The organism is Rhodoferax sp. RT4P68 (genome assembly GCF_056521305.1).
Map to the genome: position 1 here is coordinate 61,288 of NZ_JBWMBB010000017.1, position 20,873 is coordinate 82,160.

Annotated in this window: 15 protein-coding genes; 6 read left to right on the plus strand and 9 right to left on the minus strand. The window is 68.2% G+C overall.

The genetic code is table 11. The annotated features are described in order from the left end of the window. Positions 1-3 precede the first annotated feature (3 nt). The 6 genes from AC099J_RS27975 to ytfE form a co-directional block, all read right to left on the minus strand. Positions 4-1,323, minus strand: coding sequence for a porin (locus AC099J_RS27975; protein WP_479618588.1), 1,320 nt, complete (start codon positions 1,321-1,323; stop codon positions 4-6). Between the two features lie 25 nt (positions 1,324-1,348). Further along, positions 1,349-3,544, minus strand: a complete 2,196-nt coding sequence (locus AC099J_RS27980) for an Ig-like domain-containing protein (RefSeq protein WP_479618589.1) — start codon at positions 3,542-3,544, stop codon at positions 1,349-1,351. A 102-nt stretch (positions 3,545-3,646) separates the two neighbouring features. Further along, entirely contained in the window at positions 3,647-5,935 is a 2,289-nt protein-coding gene (locus AC099J_RS27985) for a glycosyl hydrolase (RefSeq protein WP_479618590.1), read from the minus strand. Between the two features lie 295 nt (positions 5,936-6,230). Then, on the minus strand, positions 6,231-7,226 hold the full coding sequence (locus AC099J_RS27990; RefSeq protein WP_479618591.1) for a Bug family tripartite tricarboxylate transporter substrate binding protein: 996 nt from the start codon (positions 7,224-7,226) through the stop codon (positions 6,231-6,233). 153 nt (positions 7,227-7,379) lie between these two features. Beyond that, positions 7,380-9,671: a nitric-oxide reductase large subunit gene (locus tag AC099J_RS27995; protein ID WP_479618592.1), complete on the minus strand. Its 2,292-nt coding sequence runs from the start codon at positions 9,669-9,671 to the stop codon at positions 7,380-7,382. Between the two features lie 18 nt (positions 9,672-9,689). Continuing rightward, positions 9,690-10,391 (minus strand): iron-sulfur cluster repair protein YtfE, encoded by a 702-nt coding sequence (gene ytfE, locus AC099J_RS28000; RefSeq protein WP_479618593.1) that lies wholly within the window; start codon positions 10,389-10,391, stop codon positions 9,690-9,692. Between the two features lie 142 nt (positions 10,392-10,533). On the opposite strand from ytfE, the gene norR reads away from it, so the two are divergent. Further along, a complete protein-coding gene (norR, locus tag AC099J_RS28005) occupies positions 10,534-12,084 on the plus strand; it encodes a nitric oxide reductase transcriptional regulator NorR (protein ID WP_479618594.1) in 1,551 nt (516 codons plus the stop codon). A gap of 50 nt (positions 12,085-12,134) precedes the next feature. On the opposite strand, the gene AC099J_RS28010 is transcribed toward norR, so the two are convergent. Beyond that, the gene (locus AC099J_RS28010) at positions 12,135-12,668 is read right to left on the minus strand and encodes a hypothetical protein (RefSeq protein ID WP_479618595.1); all 534 of its coding nucleotides are present in this window, start codon (positions 12,666-12,668) and stop codon (positions 12,135-12,137) included. Positions 12,669-12,872: 204 nt separating this feature from the next. Between AC099J_RS28010 and AC099J_RS28015 the strand changes: the two genes are divergently transcribed. Then, positions 12,873-13,421, plus strand: a complete 549-nt coding sequence (locus tag AC099J_RS28015; RefSeq protein ID WP_479618596.1) for a hemerythrin domain-containing protein — start codon at positions 12,873-12,875, stop codon at positions 13,419-13,421. Positions 13,422-13,432: 11 nt separating this feature from the next. On the opposite strand, the gene AC099J_RS28020 is transcribed toward AC099J_RS28015, so the two are convergent. After that, positions 13,433-13,822: a RidA family protein gene (locus tag AC099J_RS28020; RefSeq protein WP_479618597.1), complete on the minus strand. Its 390-nt coding sequence runs from the start codon at positions 13,820-13,822 to the stop codon at positions 13,433-13,435. Positions 13,823-13,905: 83 nt separating this feature from the next. On the opposite strand from AC099J_RS28020, the gene AC099J_RS28025 reads away from it, so the two are divergent. The 4 genes from AC099J_RS28025 to AC099J_RS28040 all read left to right on the plus strand — a co-directional run bounded on the left by AC099J_RS28025 (position 13,906) and on the right by AC099J_RS28040 (position 19,134). Beyond that, the gene (locus AC099J_RS28025) at positions 13,906-15,195 is read left to right on the plus strand and encodes an alanine racemase (protein WP_479618598.1); all 1,290 of its coding nucleotides are present in this window, start codon (positions 13,906-13,908) and stop codon (positions 15,193-15,195) included. A gap of 57 nt (positions 15,196-15,252) precedes the next feature. Beyond that, a complete protein-coding gene (locus AC099J_RS28030) occupies positions 15,253-16,707 on the plus strand; it encodes an N-acyl-D-amino-acid deacylase family protein (RefSeq protein WP_479618599.1) in 1,455 nt (484 codons plus the stop codon). A 589-nt stretch (positions 16,708-17,296) separates the two neighbouring features. Further along, positions 17,297-18,076 carry a double zinc ribbon domain-containing protein gene (locus AC099J_RS28035; RefSeq protein ID WP_479618600.1) on the plus strand — a complete coding sequence of 260 codons (780 nt, stop codon included), beginning with the start codon at positions 17,297-17,299 and terminating at the stop codon, positions 18,074-18,076. After that, complete coding sequence (locus AC099J_RS28040) at positions 18,073-19,134, plus strand: TAXI family TRAP transporter solute-binding subunit (RefSeq protein WP_479618601.1); 1,062 nt, start codon at positions 18,073-18,075, stop codon at positions 19,132-19,134. Before AC099J_RS28035 ends, AC099J_RS28040 begins: the two co-directional genes overlap by 4 nt. A 370-nt stretch (positions 19,135-19,504) precedes the next feature. Here AC099J_RS28040 and AC099J_RS28045 read toward each other — a convergent pair whose 3' ends face one another. Then, positions 19,505-20,845, minus strand: coding sequence for an MATE family efflux transporter (locus AC099J_RS28045; RefSeq protein ID WP_479618602.1), 1,341 nt, complete (start codon positions 20,843-20,845; stop codon positions 19,505-19,507). Positions 20,846-20,873: the final 28 nt, after the last annotated feature.

The window sequence follows — 20,873 nt, forward strand, 5'->3', positions numbered from 1 at the left end:
ACCTCAGAAAGTGAAGGTCGTGCCGATGCCGACCCAGCCGCCGCGCCGGGCGACGCGGGAGTCGACGTTGGTGAAGGCGCTGTGGCTGGGCATGGACAGCGGGGCCAGCCCCTTGCGGCCGTAATGCACGATGCCGGCCATGCCGTAGACCTTCAGCCCGTTGCGAAAGTCGTAGTCCAGGCCGATGGTGTTGATGGTGGCGGTGTTGCTCTGGCCGCGCTCGCTGGGGTTGCGCGTGCTGGCCTTGCCCAGGTGGACCATGCCGGTGGTGGCAGTCCAGTGCTGGTCGATGCGGTAGCGCAGGCCCAGCATGAAATCGGTGGAACGCGCCGAGTAGCCGGGGTTGGCCACGCCATCGCGAAAGCCGCCCCAGTCCACGTTGAACATGCTGTTCCAGCGACCTTGCGCGCCGGTGGTGGTCTGCACCGCATAGGCACCGCTCCAGCGGTTGAAGCGCACACCGCCCGAGACTTCCCACTTCGGATCCACCTGGTAGCGCGCCATCGCCATGAACATGCCCTGGTCCGATCCGCCGAGCAGCGCGTCGTCCTCGGGGAACGGCGTCAGCCCGCCGAACGGTGCCTTGCCCCAGCCCACGGGTTCGCCGTTGCGCGCGCTCTGCGCCACCGCATCGATGACCAGGTCGCCCTTGACGTACTGGCCGTAGACCTCCAGGAAGCGCGGCTTGTTGCGCTTCCAGCCGCTCTTGCCGAAGTCGTAGGTAGCCTCCAGCACCAGGTCGCCGTCCAGCACGTCGAGCTTGCGCGTCATGTAGCGCACCGAGCGGCTGAGCAGGCCATAGCCGGCGCCGCTGGCGCCCCAGGCATCGGACACGCCGACGTTGGTGCCATACGGGTAGTCGGCCACGCTCCAGCCGCGCGTGGTCATGGCGCCGACGGTCAGCCGGCCCCAGTCCTCGTGCGAGATGGCGGCGTTGCGCTCGTAGAACCAGCCCTTGAGGTCGACCTTGCCGTCGCGCCAGCGCTGGCTCAGCAGCCCATGCACGGTGAAGCCGCCGCCGATCTGCTGCTTGAAGCCCAGGTAGGGCTGGACCAGCGAGATCATCGAGTAGTGGCTGCCATAGGCCTGGGCGAAGCCAATGTCGTCGGCCCAGATCCGGTGCCGGGCCTCGCCCTGCTCGCGCTGGCACTGCTCGCAGACGTTGGTGGTGCGCTGGGCCTCGGCCTTGACGAAGCCGTTCACGCTGAACGGGCCGAGGTCGATGGCCTGCGCGACGGGTGCGCAGGCCAGCAACACGGCGGCCGCCACGGCGGCAAGGCCCTGGCGCCGGTTCGCTGGTGGGGGGGCGATGGGGGTGGGCATGGGGCTCCTTCGAGGTGGCGTGCGATCAGCGGAACTCGGTCTTGCCGCGGGTGATGCCGGTGGGATAGACCCCACCCGCGTTCGTGTTGGTCGTGTTCACGTTCGGGAAGCTGAACTGGGTGTCGACCGCCCCGATCGGCTGGGCGAGCGCATGGGCCACCGTCGTCACACCCGAGTTGAAGCCCCCGCTGTTGCAGGCCTCCACCAGCGTCATGCTGGCCAGCGTCACGGTGTAGGTGACCATCTGTGCCGTCGTCGGCGTGATGGTGCTCTTGAGCGTGACCTGACAGTCAACGCCGCTGCCGTTGCTGTATTTGGTGGAGCCGACGACGAACACCTCGTAGTCCTTGTTCGTAGGCTTCAGGAAGAAGTCCGCGTCCATTCCCAGGTTGACCGCCAGCTGGGTCTGCCCTGTCAGTGTCAATCCGGGGTGCTTCACGGACATACCAACGACACCGCCATTGGTCACGGGTGAAGTGCCCGGCGCCGTCGGCGCGCTAGTTGTGACGGCAATGTAGAAGTACTGCGCGTCGTCGGCGACGGCCGGCGACGAATCCGCGAAGCCGCCGCCGACAAACGTGCTCTGGTAGTTGGAGAAGTCGCGGCTCGCATAGCTCCAGGTGCCGCCCTGGGCGGTTGTGCCAGCGCTTTGGTAGCCGCTGGCGAACACCACCGGGGTCACCGCCGCGCCACCCGACGCCGCCGGGAACGCGATGTCGTCGATGTAGTAGGTGCGATCCGCCCCCACTGTGGCACCCGCGCGGCCGAAGTCGAAGAACACCGACAGCTTGTCGTACACGGTGGCCAGGTTCAGCGCTGCCGTGCCCGGGGCCTGGTTGGCGAAGTTGAAGCTGAGCGTCTGCCAGCCGCTGGCGGTGGTGACCGTGGCTTCGGTCTCCACCGTCTTGGTGTTGTCGGTGGCGCTCTCGACCTTCATGCGCACCGGGATGCCGGCCACCGGCGACCAGACCCGCGCCGTGATGCTGGTGTTGCCGGCGCTGAAGCCGATGGGCGAGATCGCCTGGTTGGGCAGCAGCGAGATCGTGGTGCCGGCTCTGGTCTCGGCGACGGCGGATTTGACGACGCGCGCCACGGTGTTGGCAGCGTCCGTGGGGTCTGGCACGGCGGTGCCGTCCGAGCCGCCGAAGCCGGTGAACGTCAGCGCGGAGCCTTCGCTCATGGTGATCTGGCTGCTGACTACGGCACCGCCACCGCCGCCGCCACCGCCGCCACCGGAAGCCCCCGCACACGCAGGCGAGAAGCTACTGCCGCCAAACGTCAGGTCATCGAAGTAGTAGGTGCGCGCACCGGCGGTGGCGCCGGTCACGCCGAAGTTGAAGAAGATCGAGGCCTTGTTGTAGGTGGCGGCCGGGTTCAGCGCCGCCGTGCCGGCTGCTGGGTTGGCAAAGTTGAAGGTCAGCGTCTGCCAGCCGCTGGCGGTGGTCACCGTGGCTTCGGTCTCCATCGACTGCGTGGGGTCGGCCGCGTTCTCCACCTTCAGCCGCACCGGGATGCCGGCATCGGGCGACCAGACCCGCACCATCATGGTGGTCTCGGTTGCCGAGAACGGCATGCGCGCTACGGTATCGCCGGGGCACACGGCCACGGTGGTGCCGGCCCAGAGTTCGGCGGTGCCGCTCTTGACGACGCGCGCCACCTTGTTGGAGGCGTCGGTCGGGTCGGCCACCACGGTGGCGTCTTCCGCGCCGCCGAAACCGATCAGCGTCGGGGCCGGCGTCTCCTCGAAGCTCACCAGGCGGGTGCCGCTCATCGGCGGCGGCGGTGGCGGCGCCACGGCCACGTTGTAGGCCTTCTGCGCGCTGACTGCCGCATTGGCCGCGCCGCCGGCATCGGCCACGGCCCCTGCCGGCACGGACACCTCGATCGTGCCCGCGCCCGTGCCCGGCGTGACCAGCAGCGTGGCGCTGGTGCCGCTGGCCCGTGTGAACGCGCCCTTGGTGCCGCCGGTGACGGTCACGTCGTCCGCCGTGAACGTGGTGCCGACGTCGCGGTTGAACGAGAAGGTGAAGGTGACCGCGCCAGTCGCGACACCGGCCGGCACGTTGTTGGTGATGGTCACCACCGGCACCACGGCCGTGACCACGCTGCCAGGCGCGGCGGGGGGCGGGCTGCCATCGCCCCCGCCGCAGGCTGTCAGCAGCAGCGAGAGCACGGAAGCAGAGCACAGGGCACGTGAGGCGAAGGGGGGGCGGGTCGTCATGGTGTCAAGTCCTTCAGGGAACGGGGAGTGATCGGTGCGCGGGCTGGCGTGCGGGTGCATCGCCAGCGCGCGGCTGGTGGGTCGAACAGGGGAAGGGGGGGCTCAGCGGGCGGTCGATTTCGCCAGCGCACCGGGCGCTACCTCGAGCGCATGCCCGTCGCTGAAGCGCACGCGCAGTGGCGCCTTCCCGGCGTTGAACGCGAGGTAGGTGCGGCGGCCATCGGCGCCTTTGAACACCTGGTAGAGCGTGGTGTCGGCGGTCACGCTGGTGTCCGGCGCGCCCATGCGGGCCAGGCTCAGCAGGTAGTGCAGCGTGTGGGTGCGGCTGTCGCCGAGCTCGACGGCGCCCCAGCGGTCCCAGGCCGCCAGCGCGGCGGCCGGGTCGGCCAGCGCCAGGTACTTGGCGAACACGTCCTGCCAGATGTCGGCCGGGTCCACGCGCTTGCCGCGTGCCGCCCAGACGGCCTGCTCTTCCTGCAGCGCCGCCATGTTGCGGCGGATGTAATCCGGGTGGCTGGCGAAGTAGGTGGACACGCTGGTCATCGGCAGCAGGTTGATGCCGGTGATCTGGCGCGGATCGTCGATCCACCAGGTGTTGTGCGCGTACTTGCCACCGAACACCATGCTCACGTCCACGTTCTTGTACTCGGGGGCGAACACCACCTTGTGCAGGTCGAACCAGTAGTGCTTGACAGCCTCGGTCTCGGTCACCAGCAGCCAGATGCCCAGGTCGCGCAGTGCCGCGTCGCCCTGCACCTCGCCCCACAACACCAGGCCGGTCCAGGCGTTCAGCGCCTCGCTCGAAGATTCCTGGTTGTTGCCGTGCTCGCCCAGGCCGATGCCCGACGCCCAGGAGTGGCCTTCGTACGCGTCGAAGTTGCGCAGGAACGGGAATTCGGCGTCGCCGCGGCGTGTGTGGGCGATGTCCTTGATCAGCAGATCGACCATCGCACCCCAGCCCTGGCGCGAAGCCCAGGCCGGGTCGCGCAGCGCGATCTCGGCCACGGCGCGGATCCAGTAGCCGTAGTGGAAGTGGTGGTCGTTCATCTGCACCACCGAGAAGTACTCCTCCGGGTAGGCGACCACGGTGCCCATGGCGCGGTCCCAGTGGAAGTACTTCTTGCGGTCGTCGCCGGCGAACCATTCCGCGACGCGCGTCTTGAGCAGGCCCAGGATGCGCTCGGACGCCTCGCGGTCACCCTGCTGCTCGTACACGTCCAGCATCTTCACCAGGCGCAGCAGGCCCTTGCCCTGCCAGTACGGGCCCTTGCCGATCTCCAGCATCATGCGGCGCGCATTGCGCAGGTCGGTCTTCATGACGTCCTGCAGCTGGCCCATGCGCGGCGCGGCGTCTTCGACACCCGGCCAGTACGGCACGAAGCCGGTATAGCGCGCCGTGGTGCGAAAGGCAGACGCCGGCAGCAGCCGGATGCTGCCGCGCACGGATTCATACGCCGGGCCGAGGTGGCCCTGCACCTCGGCGTTGCCGTGCCAATGGTGCGGGTACAGGCCCATCAACGCGCCGGCATCGCTGCCTTCCAGCGCCTGCGTGGTGGCCTGGAAACGCGTCTCCACGGCGCCGGTGGCACGGTCGACGTTCCAATCCACACGCGTGTCGGCCAGCCGGCTGTAGGCATGCTTGAGCAGCAGGGCCTGGGTCTGCGCGGACTCGTCCGGCAACGCGGACGCCACGACATACCCCTTGCCTGCTGGCAGGCGGCCGCGCCACTCGGCGGGCGAGACCGATTCCCACTGCACGCCCGTGGGGCCGTACAGCGCATAGGGCACGCCCTGCACGCGCAGCAGCAGCACGCGCGCGTCGGCCGAGGCGATGCGCTCCCCGGCGGCCGGCAGGCTCACCCGCACATCGCCGCGGCTCAGGCGAAACCAGGCGTAGGGGCTGCCATGCGCGATGGTGGCGTCGAACGTATCGGCGCCGTCGCCCATGGCGATGTCGATGGCCCAGTCGCTGGCGCCGGCCAGCAGCGCACGGCCGGGTTTGAAGTCTGCCGGGGCGATGACGATGGGCATCTTGTGCGCGTAGTGCACCTCGACATCGCGCCGCTCGGTGGCCACGATCTCCTTGCGTGGCAAGGCCATCTCCAGGCCCTGCTCCACCGCGCGGAAGGTCAGCGGCTGCGCGTAGATGGGCTCGGGCTTGTCCGCAAAGATCAGCGTCGAATACCACTGGTTGGTGGGCGCGGCCCGCTTGAGCATGCCCTCGGTGCGGTGGGGCGCGCGCGGCACCGCGGGATCACCGCTGTGGGGCTGCAGCCGCACCGCGCCGCTGCCGATCCGCAGCGTCTCTGTCTGGGCATGGCCCTGCAGGGCGGTCATGGCCGTCAGCAGCCCGATGCCCAGGCTGATCATGATTCTTGGCAAGCGCTTCATGCGTGTGTCTCCGTGCGTGCGCCGTTGGTCGGCTGCATGCATTTTGTTTGAAAGCGCTTTCAGTTTTGGCTATCGTTTTCCCGTATCGGGTGCACCCTGCGCAAGCGCGCCGGTGCACTAGATCACGGGATCACCGCCTTCGCGGATCGCCCGCGCAGAGGGGGCGATGCAGGCGCCGATGCGGCGCCTTGGGCGGTGAGCGGGCGAAGGCCTGGAGCACGCGCGCAGTCATCGCGCAGTACGTGCAGCAGAGGCCGATGGTGGTGGCAGGCGCGCGGCCCGCCACCGGCTGTCCTCAATCGAGCTTGATGCCCAATTCCACCGCCAGTTTGATCCAGACCGGCACTTCAGTGTCCCAATCCTTGCGCGTGCCAGCCAGATCCTTGGGCTTGTTCGGGATACCGAAGTTCTCGCGCAGCTTGTTGCCGCGGTCGGTCTCCACGCAGCCTCTGGCGATCTTGTTGAGCGCCATCAGCACGGCCTCGGGCGTGCCGGCGGGGGCCATCAGGGCCAGGCCGCCTTCCAGCGCGACCAAGGGCGAGTCGATGCCCTGCTCCACCAGCGTGGGAACGTCGGGCATCTTGGGCGAGCGGTACTTGCCGGTCACGCCGATGGGACGCACGCCGCGCCCCTGCACCGTCGCAAAAGCCTGGTAGCTGCCGATGCCGATCTGCGTGGCATTGCCGGCCACGTCGATCCACATCGGCGATTCGCCCTTGTACATGATGGTCTGGATCTTCGTGCCCGAACGGCGGTTCAGCTGGTCGGCCACCATGTGCGGGTAGGCACCCGGCGCGTAGCTGGCCATGTTGACCTGCCGATCCTTCGCCCAGGCGATGAATTCGCGCATGTTGTTGGCCGGCACGTCGGGCGCCACTGCCACGGCCAGCGGCCCGGAGGGAAACAGCGCCACCGGCGTCAGGTCTTTGTCCAGGTCGTAGGGCAGCTTGGTGTAGAGCACGCGGTTCTGCCACACCGTGCCGGAGGTGGAAATCAGCAGCGTGTAGCCATCAGGCGCCGCCTTGGCCACCTGGCTGATGCCGATGATGGCACCACCGCCGGGCCGGTTGTCCACCACGGAGGGCTGGCCCAGCGTCTGCGTGAAGTGGTCGGCGAACAGCCGCGCATAGGCGTCCGTCAAGCCGCCCGGGGGGAACGGCACGACGACGCGCAGCGGCTTGTCGGGCCAGCGCGCGGTCTGCGCGTGCAGGCCAGGCACCAGGCTGGCGGCGGCGAATGCGGCCGCGCCTTGCAGGGTGCGGCGGCGCGAGAGGTCGGATGGAAAAGGCATGCGGGTGGGTCTCCGGTGGTTGAGCGGGCGGCACACCGGTGGTGCGCCGCCTGCATCATCGTCAACCTACCCGCCAGTCGTGCCTAGCGCAATCCCCGAGAGATCAGCCCCGCGCGAGCGGCCCTGGTCGATGCGATCTGCACCAGCAGGGGATCAGCGCGCTCCAGCCGGCCGCACGCGCCCAGGGGCCACCGGGCCAGGCAGCGCCGACCGGTTCAGCAGGCCGAGCACCACCTGCCAGGCCATCGCCAGTGCGCCGACGATGAACACCACATCGCCGAAGGTGCGCACCCAGCGCAGCGTCTGCAGCAGCGGCTGCTGCATGAAGGCTTCGCTGCGTGCCCACCACAGCCCTTCACTGACGCTGGCGTGGAACTGGATGAAGCCGATCGGCAGCAGGCTGGTGAAGATCATCAGCACCAGGCCTGCGTTCAGGCCCCAGAACGCGGTCTTCATCAGCGGCTCGCTGAACACGAACTGCGGCCGCACATAGCGCAGCACCAGCAAGGTGAAACCCAGCGCCAGGAAGCCGTAGACCCCGAACAGCGCCGCATGGGCATGCACCGGCGTGGTGTTGAGCCCCTGCACGTAGTACAGCGAGATGGGCGGGTTGATCATGAAGCCGAACACGCCGGCGCCCAGCATGTTCCAGAACGCCACGGCCACGAAGCACAGCAGCGGCCACTTGAGATTGGCCATCCACGGCGCACGCGTCTTCAGGCGCCAGTTCTCCCAGGCTTCGTGGCCCAGCACGATCAGCGGCACCACCTCGAGTGCGCTGAACGCGGCGCCCACGGCCATCACCGCCGTGGTCGTGCCGGCAAAGTACAGGTGGTGGAACGTGCCCGGGATGCCGCCCAGCAGGAACAACGAGGCCGAGGCCAGGCTGGCCGTGGTGGCCATGCTGCGCGAGACCAGGCCCATGCTGCTGAAGACGAAGGCCAGCGCGGTCGTCGCGAAGACTTCGAAGAAGCCCTCCACCCAGAGGTGCACCACCCACCAGCGCCAGTACTCCATGACCGTCAGATGGGTGCGCTCGCCATACATCAGGCCGGCGCCGTAGAACAGGCCGATGGCGCCGACCGAAGCCGTCAGCAGCGCCAGCAGGTTCTTGTCCTGCCCGTCACGCTTGAACAGCGCCGGCAGCACACCGCGCAGCATCAGCACCAGCCACAAGAGGATGCCGACCCATTTCAGGATCTGCCACAGCCGGCCCAGGTCCACGTACTCGTAGCCCTGGTGGCCGAGCCAGAAGTTCCATGCAGGCGGCATCACCTGCGCGATCGCCAGGTAGTTGCCGACGAAGGAGCCGACGCACACCACCACCAGCGCCCAGAACAGCACATCGACGCCCAGCTTCTGGAACTTCGGGTCGCGCCCGCCGTTGATCAGCGGCGCCAGGAACAGGCCGACGGCCAGGAAGCCGGTGGCGATCCAGAACAGCGCGGCCTGGATGTGCCAGGTGCGCGTGAGGCTGTAGGGGAACCACTGCGAGACGTCCACGCCGTAGAAGGTCTGCCCCTCCACCGTGTAGTGCGCGGTAAAGCCGCCCACGAAGACCTGGAACACGAACAGCGCGACCACCAGGAACAGGTACTTTGCGAGCGCGCCTTGCGATGGCGTGAGCGCACCGCTGGCCAGCGGGTCGCGGGCGGGCGCGGCCGGCAGCGGCGCGTCATGCTTGCGCAGGAAGGCCCAGCCCCACACCAGAAAGCCGATGCCCGCCAGCAGGATCACCACGCTGGCGATCGACCAGACGATGTTCTCGCTGCTGGGCCGGTTGTCGATCAAGGGCTCGTGCGGCCAGTTGTTGGTGTAGGTCACCTGCGAGTTGGGGCGCTCGGTGGCGGCGGCCCAGGCCGTCCAGAAGAAGAACTGCGTCAAGGCCTGGCGCCGCTCGGCGCTGGGCAAGGTGTTCTCCTTCATCGCAAAGCTCGCGCGGCTCGTGCGCAGAGCCGGCGCATCGGAGAACAGTAGGTCGTAGTAGGCCGCGGTCTGCGCGATGGCCTCGGCGCGGCGCTCGCTCACGACCAGCCGGTTCGCCGCGTCGACACGGTTGCCCCGGTACTCGGCCTTCAGTTCAGCGCGCAATGCGCCCTGTCCGGCAGGGTCGAGCTGCGCGAAGGGCCGGCCGTGGCGCTGCTGTGCGCCCAGGTCCAGCCAGGCGACCAGCTCGCGGTGCAGCCAGTCGGCCGACCAGTCCGGCGCCTGGTAGGCGCCGTGGCCCCAGACCGAGCCCAGCTGCATGCCGCCCACCGACTGCCAGGCGGTCTGGCCGTCCAGGATCTGCTCGCCGGTGAACAGGGTCTTGCCGTCGGCGGTGGTGACGCGCTCAGGCAGCGGCGGCGCCGAGCGGTAGACATCCGCGCCGTAGTAGCCCAGCAGCGAGAACATCGCGATGCACACGCCGATCAGCGTGAACCAGTATTTCTTGTACGCACCCATGGTCTTGCCTTCCGCGCCTCAGCGCACCGCTGCCGGCGCGAAGCGCTCGAACAGGATGTTGTTCTCGGTGTGGATGTGCTGCATCAGGTCAGCGCGGAATGTGGCCAGCCCGGCGTACAGCGCACGCCAGGTGGTGCAGGCGCCGCGCGGCGGCGTGATGCCGTTGGTCAGCGCCTCCAGCCGGCGCAGTTCGACGCCGTGCGCGTCGTGTTCGCCGCGCATCACGTCGATGGGCATGCCCGCCATCGCGCCCTGGCCGCGTGCGATCAGCGGGAACAGCATCTCCTCCTCCTTGCGCATGTGGCTTTCCAGCTCCTGCGCCATCTGGCTCAGGTGGTCGGCCAGGCCGTGCGGGCAGTCGGGCCGCGCGCCATGCACCTGCTCGACCTTGCGGGCCAGGCGGATCAGCTCGGGCAACTGCTCGCGGTGCACCGCGTGGTAGCGGGCCAGGATGTGGTCGACCAGCGCGATGTCGGTGGCCGTGCTCCAGTCGGGCTCGGTGGTGTCGGCTGCCCGCTGCGCCAGCTCGCGCAGCGCCTGTGCGATGGCGTCGGCGTCCACGCCGGCTTCACCGGCAGCCTTGCGCAGGCTGCGGTTGCCCGCGCAGCAGAAGTCCAGCTGCTGCGCGTCGAAGACGCGTGTGGCGCCAGGGATGCGCCGTGCCAGCTGGCCGAGCGATTGGTCCAGGATCTCGTCGTTGCGTTCTGCCAAGGCTTCCAAGGGGTGCTCCTGTTGTGTGTGATGCCATGGGTGCTTGCGAGCAACGTGCCTGGAAAATATCGTTAGTTTTCAATGTGTTGTCCACATCGAGGTATATTGAACCTTCCTGTATCCTGGTCAGAACAACCATTAGAGGGTAATGATGACCATGAACCCCGCACATCCTCTGCTGCTGGCCGACCTGTCGGCCGAGCTGCCCGTGGCCGTGCGCCACCAGCGCCTGGTGGCGGCGCTGCGCGCGCAGTTCGGCTGTGGCGCCGTGGCCCTGCTACGGCTGGAGGCCGATGGCGAACACCTGCGCCCCATGGCCGTAGACGGCCTTGCCAGCGACGCGCTGGGCCGGCGCTTTGCCGTGCGCGAGCATCCGCGGCTGGCCGCCATCCTGCAGGGCCACGGCGTGACCCGCTTCCACCACGACAGCGGCCTGCCCGACCCTTACGACGGCCTGGTCGTCGAGCGGGCCGGCGAGCCGTCGGCCGTGCACGATTGCATGGGTGCGCCGCTGGACGTCGAGGGCCGGCGTTGGGGCGTGCTGACGCTGGACGCGTTGACGGTCGGCACCTTTGGCGCCGCAGCGCGCGCGGACCTCGCGCTCCTGCTGCCTCTGGTCGAAGCGGCCGTGCGCGTGACGCGGCTGGAGGCCGAACTGCGCGCCATGCGCATGAGCGGCCCGCCGGCCGGCGGCGGCGCCGTGCTGCGCGAAGACAGCGAGATCCTGGGCCAGAGCGAGGCCATCGCCCAGCTGCTCCACGAGCTGCAGGTGGTGGCCGACTCCGGCCTGCCGGTGTTGCTCCTGGGCGAGACAGGTGTCGGCAAGGAACTGTTCGCGCACCGGCTGCACCGGCTGTCACGCCGCGCCGCCAAGCCCATGGTGCACGTCAACTGCGCCGCCCTGCCCGAGTCACTGGCCGAGAGCGAGCTGTTCGGCCATGCCAAGGGCGCGTTCTCCGGCGCGGTCGGCGAGCGGCCGGGCCGATTCGAGGCGGCCGATGGCGGCACGCTGTTCCTGGACGAAGTGGGCGAGCTGCCGCTGTCGATCCAGGCCAAGCTGTTGCGCACGCTGCAGAACGGCGAGATCCAGCGCCTGGGCGCCGACCGGCCGCGCCAGGTCGACGTGCGCGTGATCGCGGCGACCAACCGCAGCTTGCGCGATCAGGTGCGCGACGGGGCGTTTCGTGCGGACCTGTACCACCGCCTGTCGGTCTACCCGATCCCGATCCCACCGCTGCGCGAGCGAGGGGCCGATGTGCTGCTGCTGGCCGGCCGCTTTCTGGAGCTGAACCGCGCGCGCCTGGGCCTGCGCAGCCTGCGGCTGTCGGCGCCCGCGCAAGAGGCGCTGCTGCGCTACGGTTGGCCCGGAAACGTGCGCGAGCTGGAGCATGTGCTCAGCCGCGCCGCGCTGAAGGCGTTGAGCCGTGGCGCCCGGCGCGACGAGATCGTCACGCTCGATGTGCAGCTGCTGGACCTGGAGCTGGTGCAGCCGGCGGGCCCTGCCCTTGCGTCGCTGCCGGCCGCCGCCGTGCTGCCGCCACACAGCCTGCGCGCCACGGTGGACGCGGCGCAGCGCGAGGCGATCACCCAGGCGCTGGCGCACCACGGCGGCAACTGGGCGCAGGCAGCGCGGACACTCGAACTCGACGCCAGCAACCTGCACAAGCTGGCGCGGCGGCTGGGGATGAAGGGCGGCGTGTGATCGCCGGGTGACCGACTCGCGCCACAGCACACGTCAGGCGCGCCGGCGGCTCACTGCACCGGCTTGACCTGCGACACCGGCGCGAAATCCAGCTTGCCCGCGCGCGCATTCCACAGCACCGGGCGCCAGCAGCCCCGGTATTCGGCGCGCGACATCTTGGGCGTGATCTTCTGGCCGCACAGCTGCCCGCCCACCTGCAGTTCGAGCCGGTGCGGCTGGGCGGTCTTGTCGATCCGCATGCCGAAGCCGCCCGACGAGAAAGCCGCCACCGCCTGCCCGTCGGCCGTGCCCACATAGGCCGCCACCTGGCTGCCGCCGGACCCGCCGAACAGCGATGCGGCGCCCTCGCAGATGAACGCGCCCTGGTCGACCACGAAGTCCGCCACGCCGTCGCCGCTGAGGTCGACCACGGTCAGCAGCTCAGGCGAACGGACGGCCTTGCCGCCCACCTCCTTGCACATCTTGACCATCTCGGCGAGTTCCTTCTGGACCAGCAGCGGCAGCTTCTTCTGGGCCTGCGCGGCAGCGTGCGCGCTGAGCAGGGCCAGCAGAGAACAGGCAAGGAGATGGGGGATGCGGGGCATGGCGGACTCCGGCGGTGGGTGAAGGTGGCAGCGTACGGCAAAGCGGCGCGGGCATGCAGTCCGCCACGCAGGCACGGCGCATGTCCGCACTTTGACCAGGAACAGTTCTGCGTGAGCCAGTTGAGCAAGCGCAAACATCCGCACCACCCAGGCCACGATACTGGCCCCGTACTGCGCCCGGAGACGACCGAACACCATCTGGCCATGCCCCACGCCAACACCCTGCACGCCGGCCCCGCTGCCGGCTTCGACCATCCCTTCGAGCTGCTGCAGGCCTGCCACGACCGCATGGAGCACAACCTGGGGCTGATGGAGCGGCTGGCCGCGCACATCGCCACCCACGGTGCCGATGCTCAGGCGCGCGATGCGGCGGGCACCCTGCTGCGCTATTTCGACACCGCCGCCCCGCTGCACCATGAGGACGAAGAGCGCCATGTGCTGCCCCGGCTGCGCGAGACTGGCCACGCCGCCATGGCTGCGCGCCTGCGTGGTGAGCACCAGGTGATGGAAAGCGAGTGGGCGGGGCTGCGCCCCGATCTGCTGGCCGTGCAGGCCGGCACGCTGACGGCCGACGACCTGCCCGCTGCCCGCGCGCGCTGGGTCGCCTATGCGGCCCTGTACCGCGGGCACCTCGCGGCTGAGGAGCACCATGCGTTCCCCGTCGCAAAGTTCGGCCTGCCGCCCGAGCAGGCCCGCGCGATGGGTGAAGACATGGCGCGCCGGCGCGGCGCCACCTTCACGCCCCGGCACTAGCAGCGCGCGCCTCAGCCCTTGGGCTTGTACGCGATGACGTCGATCTCGACCTTGGCGTCGATCATCAGCCGCGCCTCGGTCGTCGAGCGCGCCGGCTTGCCGTGTGGAAAAAAGCCCATGTAGACGCGGTTGAAGGCGCCGAAGTCACGCGCGTCGGTCAGCCAGATGGTGCATTTGCAGACGTCGTCGAAGCCAGCGCCGGCCACCTCCAGCGCGGCGCGCACGTTCTCCATCACCTGCCGCGTCTGCGCCTCGATGCCGCCGGCCACGATCTCGCCCTCGGCGTTCACCGGCACCTGGCCGGACACGTAGACGAAATCGCCCGCCCGCACGGCCGGCGACAGCGGCCGGGCAGCGCGGTCGGATGCAACGGGCGGCAGGCCCAGGTATTCCAGCGGCATGGGGTCTCCTTGTTGGAAGTTCGGATTTGAAAGTAAATTGCGCGGCTCGTGGGCACCATTGGTAACAAGCGGATGATCAAACCATGCACGACACCTTGCTCGACCCTCTGCTCGACTCCACCTACAAGGGCTACCCCCGCACGCAGCCGCCGCGCCTGCGCAGCACGGTTGGCGCCGCCGGCTGGAACGTGCTGGCCGGCGATCTGCCGCTGCCGATTGCGGTGATCCGCCGTGACGCGCTCGCCCACAACCTGGCCTGGATGCAGGCGTACGCGCGCAGCCAGGGCGTGGACATGGCGCCGCACGGCAAGACCACCATGTCGCCGCAGCTGTTCCAGCGCCAGCTCGACGCCGGTGCCTGGGGCATCACCTTCGCCACCGTCGCGCAGCTGGCCATCGGCGTGGCGGCTGGCGCGCGGCGCACGCTGATCGCCAACCAGGTCGTGTCGGACGACGACCTGGCCGGCATCCGCCATCTTTTGAACAGGCATCCCAACCTCCGCGTGGTCTTCCTGGTCGATTCGCTGGCGCAGCTGGCGCTGATCGAGGATTGGCACACGCGCCAGGGCAGCTCCGGCGCGTTCGAGGTGATGTTGGAGATCGGCACCGACGGCGGCCGCACCGGCTGCCGTACGCACGGCGAGGCGCTGGCCCTGGCCGGCGCCCTGCGCGCCAGCCCGGCGACGCAACTGGTCGGCATCGAGTGCTACGAGGGCCAGGGCGCGACCGGCCAGAGCGCCCCTGACACCGCCTACGCCAACACGCTGATGGACCGTGTCGAAGCCGTGGCGCGGGCCTGCGTGGCGCAGGAGCTGTTCGAGGCCGGCGAGGTGCTGTTCTCGGCCGGCGGCTCGGCCATCTTCGACCTGGTGGCAGGCCGGCTGCGGCCCACGCTGGGCCGCCCGGTGCGCGGGCTGCTGCGCTCGGGCTGCTATGTGACGCACGACCACGGCTTCTACGGCCGCATGGTCAACGCCGTGAACCAGCGCCTGGGTTGCGAATGCGCCGATGGCCTGCGCCCGGCGCTGGAAGTGTGGGCCACCGTGCAATCGCGACCCGAGCCGCGCCTGGCTATCCTGGCCGTGGGCCGGCGCGACATTTCGTTCGACCTGTCACTGCCCGTGCCCATCGCCCGCGCCGCGCGCGACAGCCTGGCGACGCAGGGCGTGCCCGGCAGCTGGGCCATCACCGCGCTGAACGACCAGCACGCCTACCTGCGTTGGGAAGAGGCGGACGACGCTGACGCGCCTGTGGTGGGCGAGCGCATCGGCCTGGGCATCTCGCACCCCTGCACCACCTTTGACAAGTGGCGCTGGATGCCCATCGTCGACGAGCAGCTGCGCGTGGTCGATGCCATCACCACGCAGTTCTGAGTCAGACCGGCGCGCTGTGGTGCGCGACGGCCAGCGCATTGCGCATGGAGGATTGACATGACTGCACCCCAGTTGCTCGAAGGCGGCCGCATCGTGGACGGCAGCGGCGCGCCCGGCTGGTCGGGCGATGTGCTGCTGCTGGACGGCCGCATCGAACGGCTGGGCTTGCAGCTGCGCGACCACCTGCCCGCCGGCCTGCACGTGGCCGACCTGCAGACCATGGACTGCCGCGGCAAGGTCATCGCCCCCGGCTTCATCGACGTCCACACGCACGACGACAACGCCGTGCTGCGCACCCCCGAATACCTGCCCAAGCTGTCGCAGGGCATCACCACCGTCATCACCGGCAACTGCGGTATCTCGCTGGCCCCCTACCGCACCGAGCGCGCGCAGCCACCGCTCACGCTGCTGGGCGCAGACGCCTACCGCCACGCCACCATGGCCGAGTACCGTACTGCGGTGGACGCCGCGCAGCCAGCAGTGAACGTGGCCGCCCTGGTGGGCCACACCACGCTGCGCTTCGCCACCATGCACGACCTGACGCGTGCCGCCACCGCCGACGAGCGCGCCCACATGGCCGCGCTGCTGCAGGAGTGCATGGACGCTGGCGCGCTGGGCCTGTCGTCCGGCCTGTTCTACGAAGAGGCCTTCGCTGCCCCGGCCGACGAGGTGACCGACCTGGCCCGCGTCGTCGCGCGTGCCGGCGGCGTCTACAGCACGCACCTGCGCAGCGAGATGCAGGCCATCATCGAAGCCATCCACGAAGCCGGCGACTGCGCCTTCGAAGCCGGCCTGCCGCTGGTGATCTCGCACCACAAGTGCGCCGGCCCCAGCCAATGGGGCCGCACACGCGAGACGCTGCCGCTGATCGACGAACTGGCGCAGCGGCAGGACATCGCGATGGACGTCTACCCCTACATCGCCGGCTCCACCGTGCTGCGCGAAGACCTGATCGATGGCGTGATCGACGTGCTCCTCACCTGGAGCGACCCGCACCCAGAGATGGGCGGCCGGATGCTGGCCGACATCGCCGCCGAATGGGGCGTGGACCAGCTGGCCGCTGCGCGCCGGCTGATGCCCGGCGGCGCCTGCTACTTCCAGATGCACGAGGACGACGTAGAGCGCGTCATCGCCCACCCGCGCTGCATGATCGGCTCGGACGGACTGCCCCACGACCGCCACCCGCACCCGCGCCTGTGGGGCGCCTTCCCACGCGTGCTGGCCCGCTACTGGCGCGGCCGCGGCCTGTTCACGCTGGAGCAGGCCATCCACAAGATGACCGGCCTGTCGGCCCGCCAGTTCCGCCTGCACGGCCGCGGCCTGCTGCGCGCCGGGCTTGCGGCCGATGTGGTGGTGTTCGACCCGCAGCGCATCACGGACATGGCCAGCTTCGAGCAGCCAGAGCGGCTGAGCGAAGGTGTGGAGGCAGTGTTCGTGAACGGGGCGCTGGCGTACCGGGAAGGTAGCCGGGCAGTGCTGGCGCGGGCGGGGCGGATGTTGTCGCGCGGTTGAGGCAATCGTCAGCGGCCGGGAATGCCAGTGGCTGGTATCTCAACTAGACCTGACACCGGCCACGCTTGGGCTGGCCAGCATGACAGCGCGCACGGGCGAACTGCTGATCGCAACGCCGCGCGGATGCAAAGCAGAGTTGTGCGGCTTTGCGATGGGGGCAGCACGACGAGGCGGCTGCAGACGTCACGAGTCGATTGCCCGTCGATCAGGCCGGTCTGCAGCGGGCCGCAGCCGATGTCTTCAAGGCATGCCCACCGCTGCAGACTGAATGTCGTCACAGGCCATGGAGAGGCGCATGCGCGCCATCGGCCATCAGCTGTCGTTCGTCGCGCAGCGGCCAGCGGCAGATCAGGGCTGAGAGCCGCCGCATTCGGACGGCTTTAGTCGACCGACCCTGACTTCGCTCGTTGGGCGTCCATGTGGGCGGGTCAACGCGGTTCATGTTGGGAGAAGGCCAAAACAATGGCCGCAGTTTTGGCGTGTTGACTTAAGATGGAGTGTGCGTTTGGTTTGCTCGCGCTCGTACACCGGCTCAGTTTCTTTAATCTGCTGATGCAACTTTGCGGAATATGAAGGTGGCCTGACCGAGATGTCGCAATTATCTAGTCTGCAGTGCCTTTTCTGCCAGCATCTCAATCCGCCTGACGCAGATGATTGCAGTCATTGTGACGGACAATTGAACCTTCAACCCTGTCACCAGTGTGGCGCGATGGACCTCCGAACCGCGACGAAGTGCTATCAATGTGGCGCTGGGTTTTCTCTGGTTGACGCATCGGATTTTGATTTCTCGCTCCCGCCTTGGATTGTCGACAAGGCTTTAAATCCCGCAGTTGAAGCTTCCAGGGTTGAGCACCCCATTGCTCGCCTGACTGATTCACACCTTGAACGGCGAACGGTCACACAAACCCACTTGTCCGTGACGTCTGCCAACCTCGCCGATCGGCCACGCGGCAAATCCATGGCGATCGCGGCTATATTGCTGTTATTGATCTCGACAACTGTGGCGGTGTATTTGTACCGTGGGCATCCTGCAGCACCCGCGCGAACGCAGGGCCCAAACCAGGCGGTCATCGACATGTCCGGCGCGCGTCAGCCCGAGGAGTCTGCACCAGTAAATCGCGCAGCAGCAGTCGATGCGGCTTCGAAACAAGTCGGCATGGTTCAAACACCCCCGGCCAGCGCAAATCGACCTGCAAAAACGACGCTGACGCCACCTCGTGCTGAGTATCCACTGGCTGCGCAACCATCGCCGGCGATTGAGCCCGTAACAAGGACCCCTCAAGAGCTATCGGCAGTTGGAAAATGTCCACCGGCCGTTGCATCGTTGGGGCTCTGCGACCCGGCTACCACGGGAGAAGCTTTGAGATGAAAAAATGTATATTGAGCATGTTATTGGTGACGACGCTCTGTCATATTCCGGCCTTCGCGACGGTGGAATACAAAATCGTCACTGCGTCAGAGCGAGGCACCTATATCAAGATCGGGCGCGATCTTGCCGAGCTTGTTGCCCCTTCTGCAGACATCAAGCTCGAAGCTTTGCCTTCAGCCGGATCGGCAGAAAATGTTCGGCGCCTGCGTTACGACCCGGGTGTCAAACTGGCGCTTGTGCAATCCGACGTTTATCAGGCCTTTCTAGACCTTGCTGAGAGCGGAAATGTGGAAGCCCGCGCGATGATCAGGCCGTTGCGGGTGGTGATGCCACTTTATAACGAGGAAATCTATTTCATCGTTCGCGCTGACTCGGAGCTGAATTACATCCACGAAATCCAAAACGCAAAGATCAATGCAGGCGAGTCGGGGAGCGGAACAGCGCTCACCTCATCGACGCTTTATCGCTTGATGTTTGGTGAATCCATGCCGCCGGCGGGCACCAGTTACTTGTCCAATGAGGAGGGGCTGACCAAGCTGGTCACCGACAAGTCGATCGACGTGGTCGCGGTCGTCGCCGGTCAGCCTGCCAAACTGCTCGTCGACATGAAGCCTGAGTCACGAAAACTCATCAAGTTACTCAAGTTCGACCCCAATCATTCGACCAGTACAGAGGTTCTCAAAACGTATTTTGCAGCGAGCATTCGGGCCAACTATTATCCCAACTTGCTGACAACCGATATCCCGGGCTTGGCCGTCAAGGCGTTCCTTGTCACCTATAATTTTCAGCTCAAAGATACAGCGGACCACCTTCGCGATTTGACGCGTTCGCTGTGCCAGAACTTCTCGATGCTTCAAGAAAAAGGACATCCGAAGTGGCGAGAGGTTCAGATGGCGCTTCCGGATCTCGGACGCGGTTGGTTCTACTATCCTGCGACGACGCGTGAGATCCGCTCCTGCATCGCCGGAAAGCCGAATATGGGAACGCCCGCGAATTCGAAACCTGCGAAGAACTGTTCGCAGCAGGAACAAATCCTTGGTCTGTGCGGACCTGGCTAGCTTCAGTGGCGTAGACCAACCGCTTCAGCCGGGGCCCGCTCCTAGCCGATTCCCGTCGGCCGGAGCGCCCGCCCCGACAGACCGCACCCGCTGCGCTGCTGTCGCTCAATGGGGCGGAGGCAAGGACAGCAACGGACGCAACGCCGTCCCTCCTTCCTCATCCACCAAGGTCACTGACCAGTCTTCGGCTGTCAACCGCTGCCCGGCGGCATCGCGGTCGCCGCGCAGCCCCTTGGCTGCCGACGCCAGCGTCTGCCGCCGACCGCCGACCGCCGATTGCACCGAGGCGCCCTTCAGGTTCAGGCCGCAGCGCGACATTTACCGGCCGCCCCGCCGGACTCATCTGCACGCCTGATATGAAGGCCCAAGCTCAGGCCGGCGTCATCCGCAGCGGCGGCTCCCAAGGCGTGTAACGGACCAACAGAATCGACGCGGTGCCGTAGACCGCCATGCCAACCGCCACCAGCGCGAAGATCGCCCAGGCCGGCGCCTGCGCGGCCACCAGGGCCGCGCCGCCCGCCGCCACCAGCAGCAGCCGCAGCGTGCCGGCCAGCACCTGGCCGCCGACCCGGTTGGCCGCGATGGCCGACGAGTACAGGCTGAGCCCGGCGCCGTACAGCGCGTAGAACGGCCCAGCCCAGCGGAAGTAGGTGTCGGCTGCGGCCAGCACGGCCGGGTCCTGGGTGAAACGGTCCGTCCAGAGGCCGGGCACCACGGCCAGCACCAGGCCGGCCGCGCCCAGCAGCAGACCGGCCATCGCCGCCGCCGTCCAGCCCACGCGGCGGGCCCGGGCGACCTGGCCGGCACCGATCGCCATACCGATCAGCGGCACTGACGCGGCACCGAAGCTGAAGGCCAGCGGCACCAGCAGGAATTCGAGCCGCATGCCGATGCCGTAGCCGGCCAGCGCCTGCGAGCCGCTGCGCGCCACCAGCCAGGTCACGATCATCATGGTGCCGATGGTCTGCACCGGCGAGGCGCAGGCCTTCAGGCCCAACTGCAGCAGGTCGCGCGCCAGCGCAGGCTGCCAGGTGGCGCCGCGCAGGCGCAGGCGAATACGCGCCTTGCCGCTGTGCAGGTACCAGCCCAGCACGACCGTGCCGCCGGCATACGCGAGCACCTGACCCAGGGCGATGCCCTGCATGCCCAGCCGCGGGATGGGCCCGGCGCCCAGGCCGAACACGCCGGCCAGTGCCACCTGCGCCAGGCCCACGGCGATGAGGATGGCCGACGGCACCAGCATGTTGCCGGTGGCCCGCAGCACCGCCGACAAGGTGTTGAGCAGCCACACACCGGTGGAGCCGAGAAAGGCCACCTGGGCATAGGCCACCGCCTGCGCCAGCGGCTCGCCCTGGCCACCGAGCAGGCCGAACACCGCATCCGATAGCGTCAGCATCACCACCGTGGTCGCCAGCCCCGCCACCACCGCGATGGCCAGGGCGTGCACTACCAAGGCTTCAGCCCGCGCCGTCTGGCCGGCGCCCAGCGCCCGCGACACCAGTGACGCGACCGCACCGCCCATCGCGCCGCCGGAGAACATCTGCTGCAGCATCAGCAGCGGGAACACCAACGCCATGCCGGCCAGCGCTGCCACACCGAGCTGCCCCACATACGCGGTCTCGCCGATCGCCGCCACCGCACTGCCCACCATGGCCACCATGTTGGGCACCGCCAAGCGCCACAGCGTGGGCAGCACCGGGGCCCTGAGCAAGGGGTGGGCGGAGGGATCAGGTGCTACG

Coding starts and splice junctions, on each gene's coding strand:
- AC099J_RS28020 (WP_479618597.1), bottom strand. CDS start 13,822: ATGCCGCTGGAATACCTGGGCCTGCCGCCCGTTGCATCCGACCGCGCT.
- AC099J_RS28015 (WP_479618596.1), top strand. CDS start 12,873: ATGCCCCACGCCAACACCCTGCACGCCGGCCCCGCTGCCGGCTTCGAC.
- AC099J_RS28030 (WP_479618599.1), top strand. CDS start 15,253: ATGACTGCACCCCAGTTGCTCGAAGGCGGCCGCATCGTGGACGGCAGC.
- AC099J_RS27985 (WP_479618590.1), bottom strand. CDS start 5,935: ATGAAGCGCTTGCCAAGAATCATGATCAGCCTGGGCATCGGGCTGCTG.
- norR (WP_479618594.1), top strand. CDS start 10,534: ATGACCATGAACCCCGCACATCCTCTGCTGCTGGCCGACCTGTCGGCC.
- AC099J_RS28040 (WP_479618601.1), top strand. CDS start 18,073: ATGAAAAAATGTATATTGAGCATGTTATTGGTGACGACGCTCTGTCAT.
- AC099J_RS28025 (WP_479618598.1), top strand. CDS start 13,906: ATGCACGACACCTTGCTCGACCCTCTGCTCGACTCCACCTACAAGGGC.
- AC099J_RS28035 (WP_479618600.1), top strand. CDS start 17,297: ATGTCGCAATTATCTAGTCTGCAGTGCCTTTTCTGCCAGCATCTCAAT.
- AC099J_RS27980 (WP_479618589.1), bottom strand. CDS start 3,544: ATGACGACCCGCCCCCCCTTCGCCTCACGTGCCCTGTGCTCTGCTTCC.
- AC099J_RS28010 (WP_479618595.1), bottom strand. CDS start 12,668: ATGCCCCGCATCCCCCATCTCCTTGCCTGTTCTCTGCTGGCCCTGCTC.
- AC099J_RS27990 (WP_479618591.1), bottom strand. CDS start 7,226: ATGCCTTTTCCATCCGACCTCTCGCGCCGCCGCACCCTGCAAGGCGCG.
- AC099J_RS27995 (WP_479618592.1), bottom strand. CDS start 9,671: ATGGGTGCGTACAAGAAATACTGGTTCACGCTGATCGGCGTGTGCATC.
- AC099J_RS27975 (WP_479618588.1), bottom strand. CDS start 1,323: ATGCCCACCCCCATCGCCCCCCCACCAGCGAACCGGCGCCAGGGCCTT.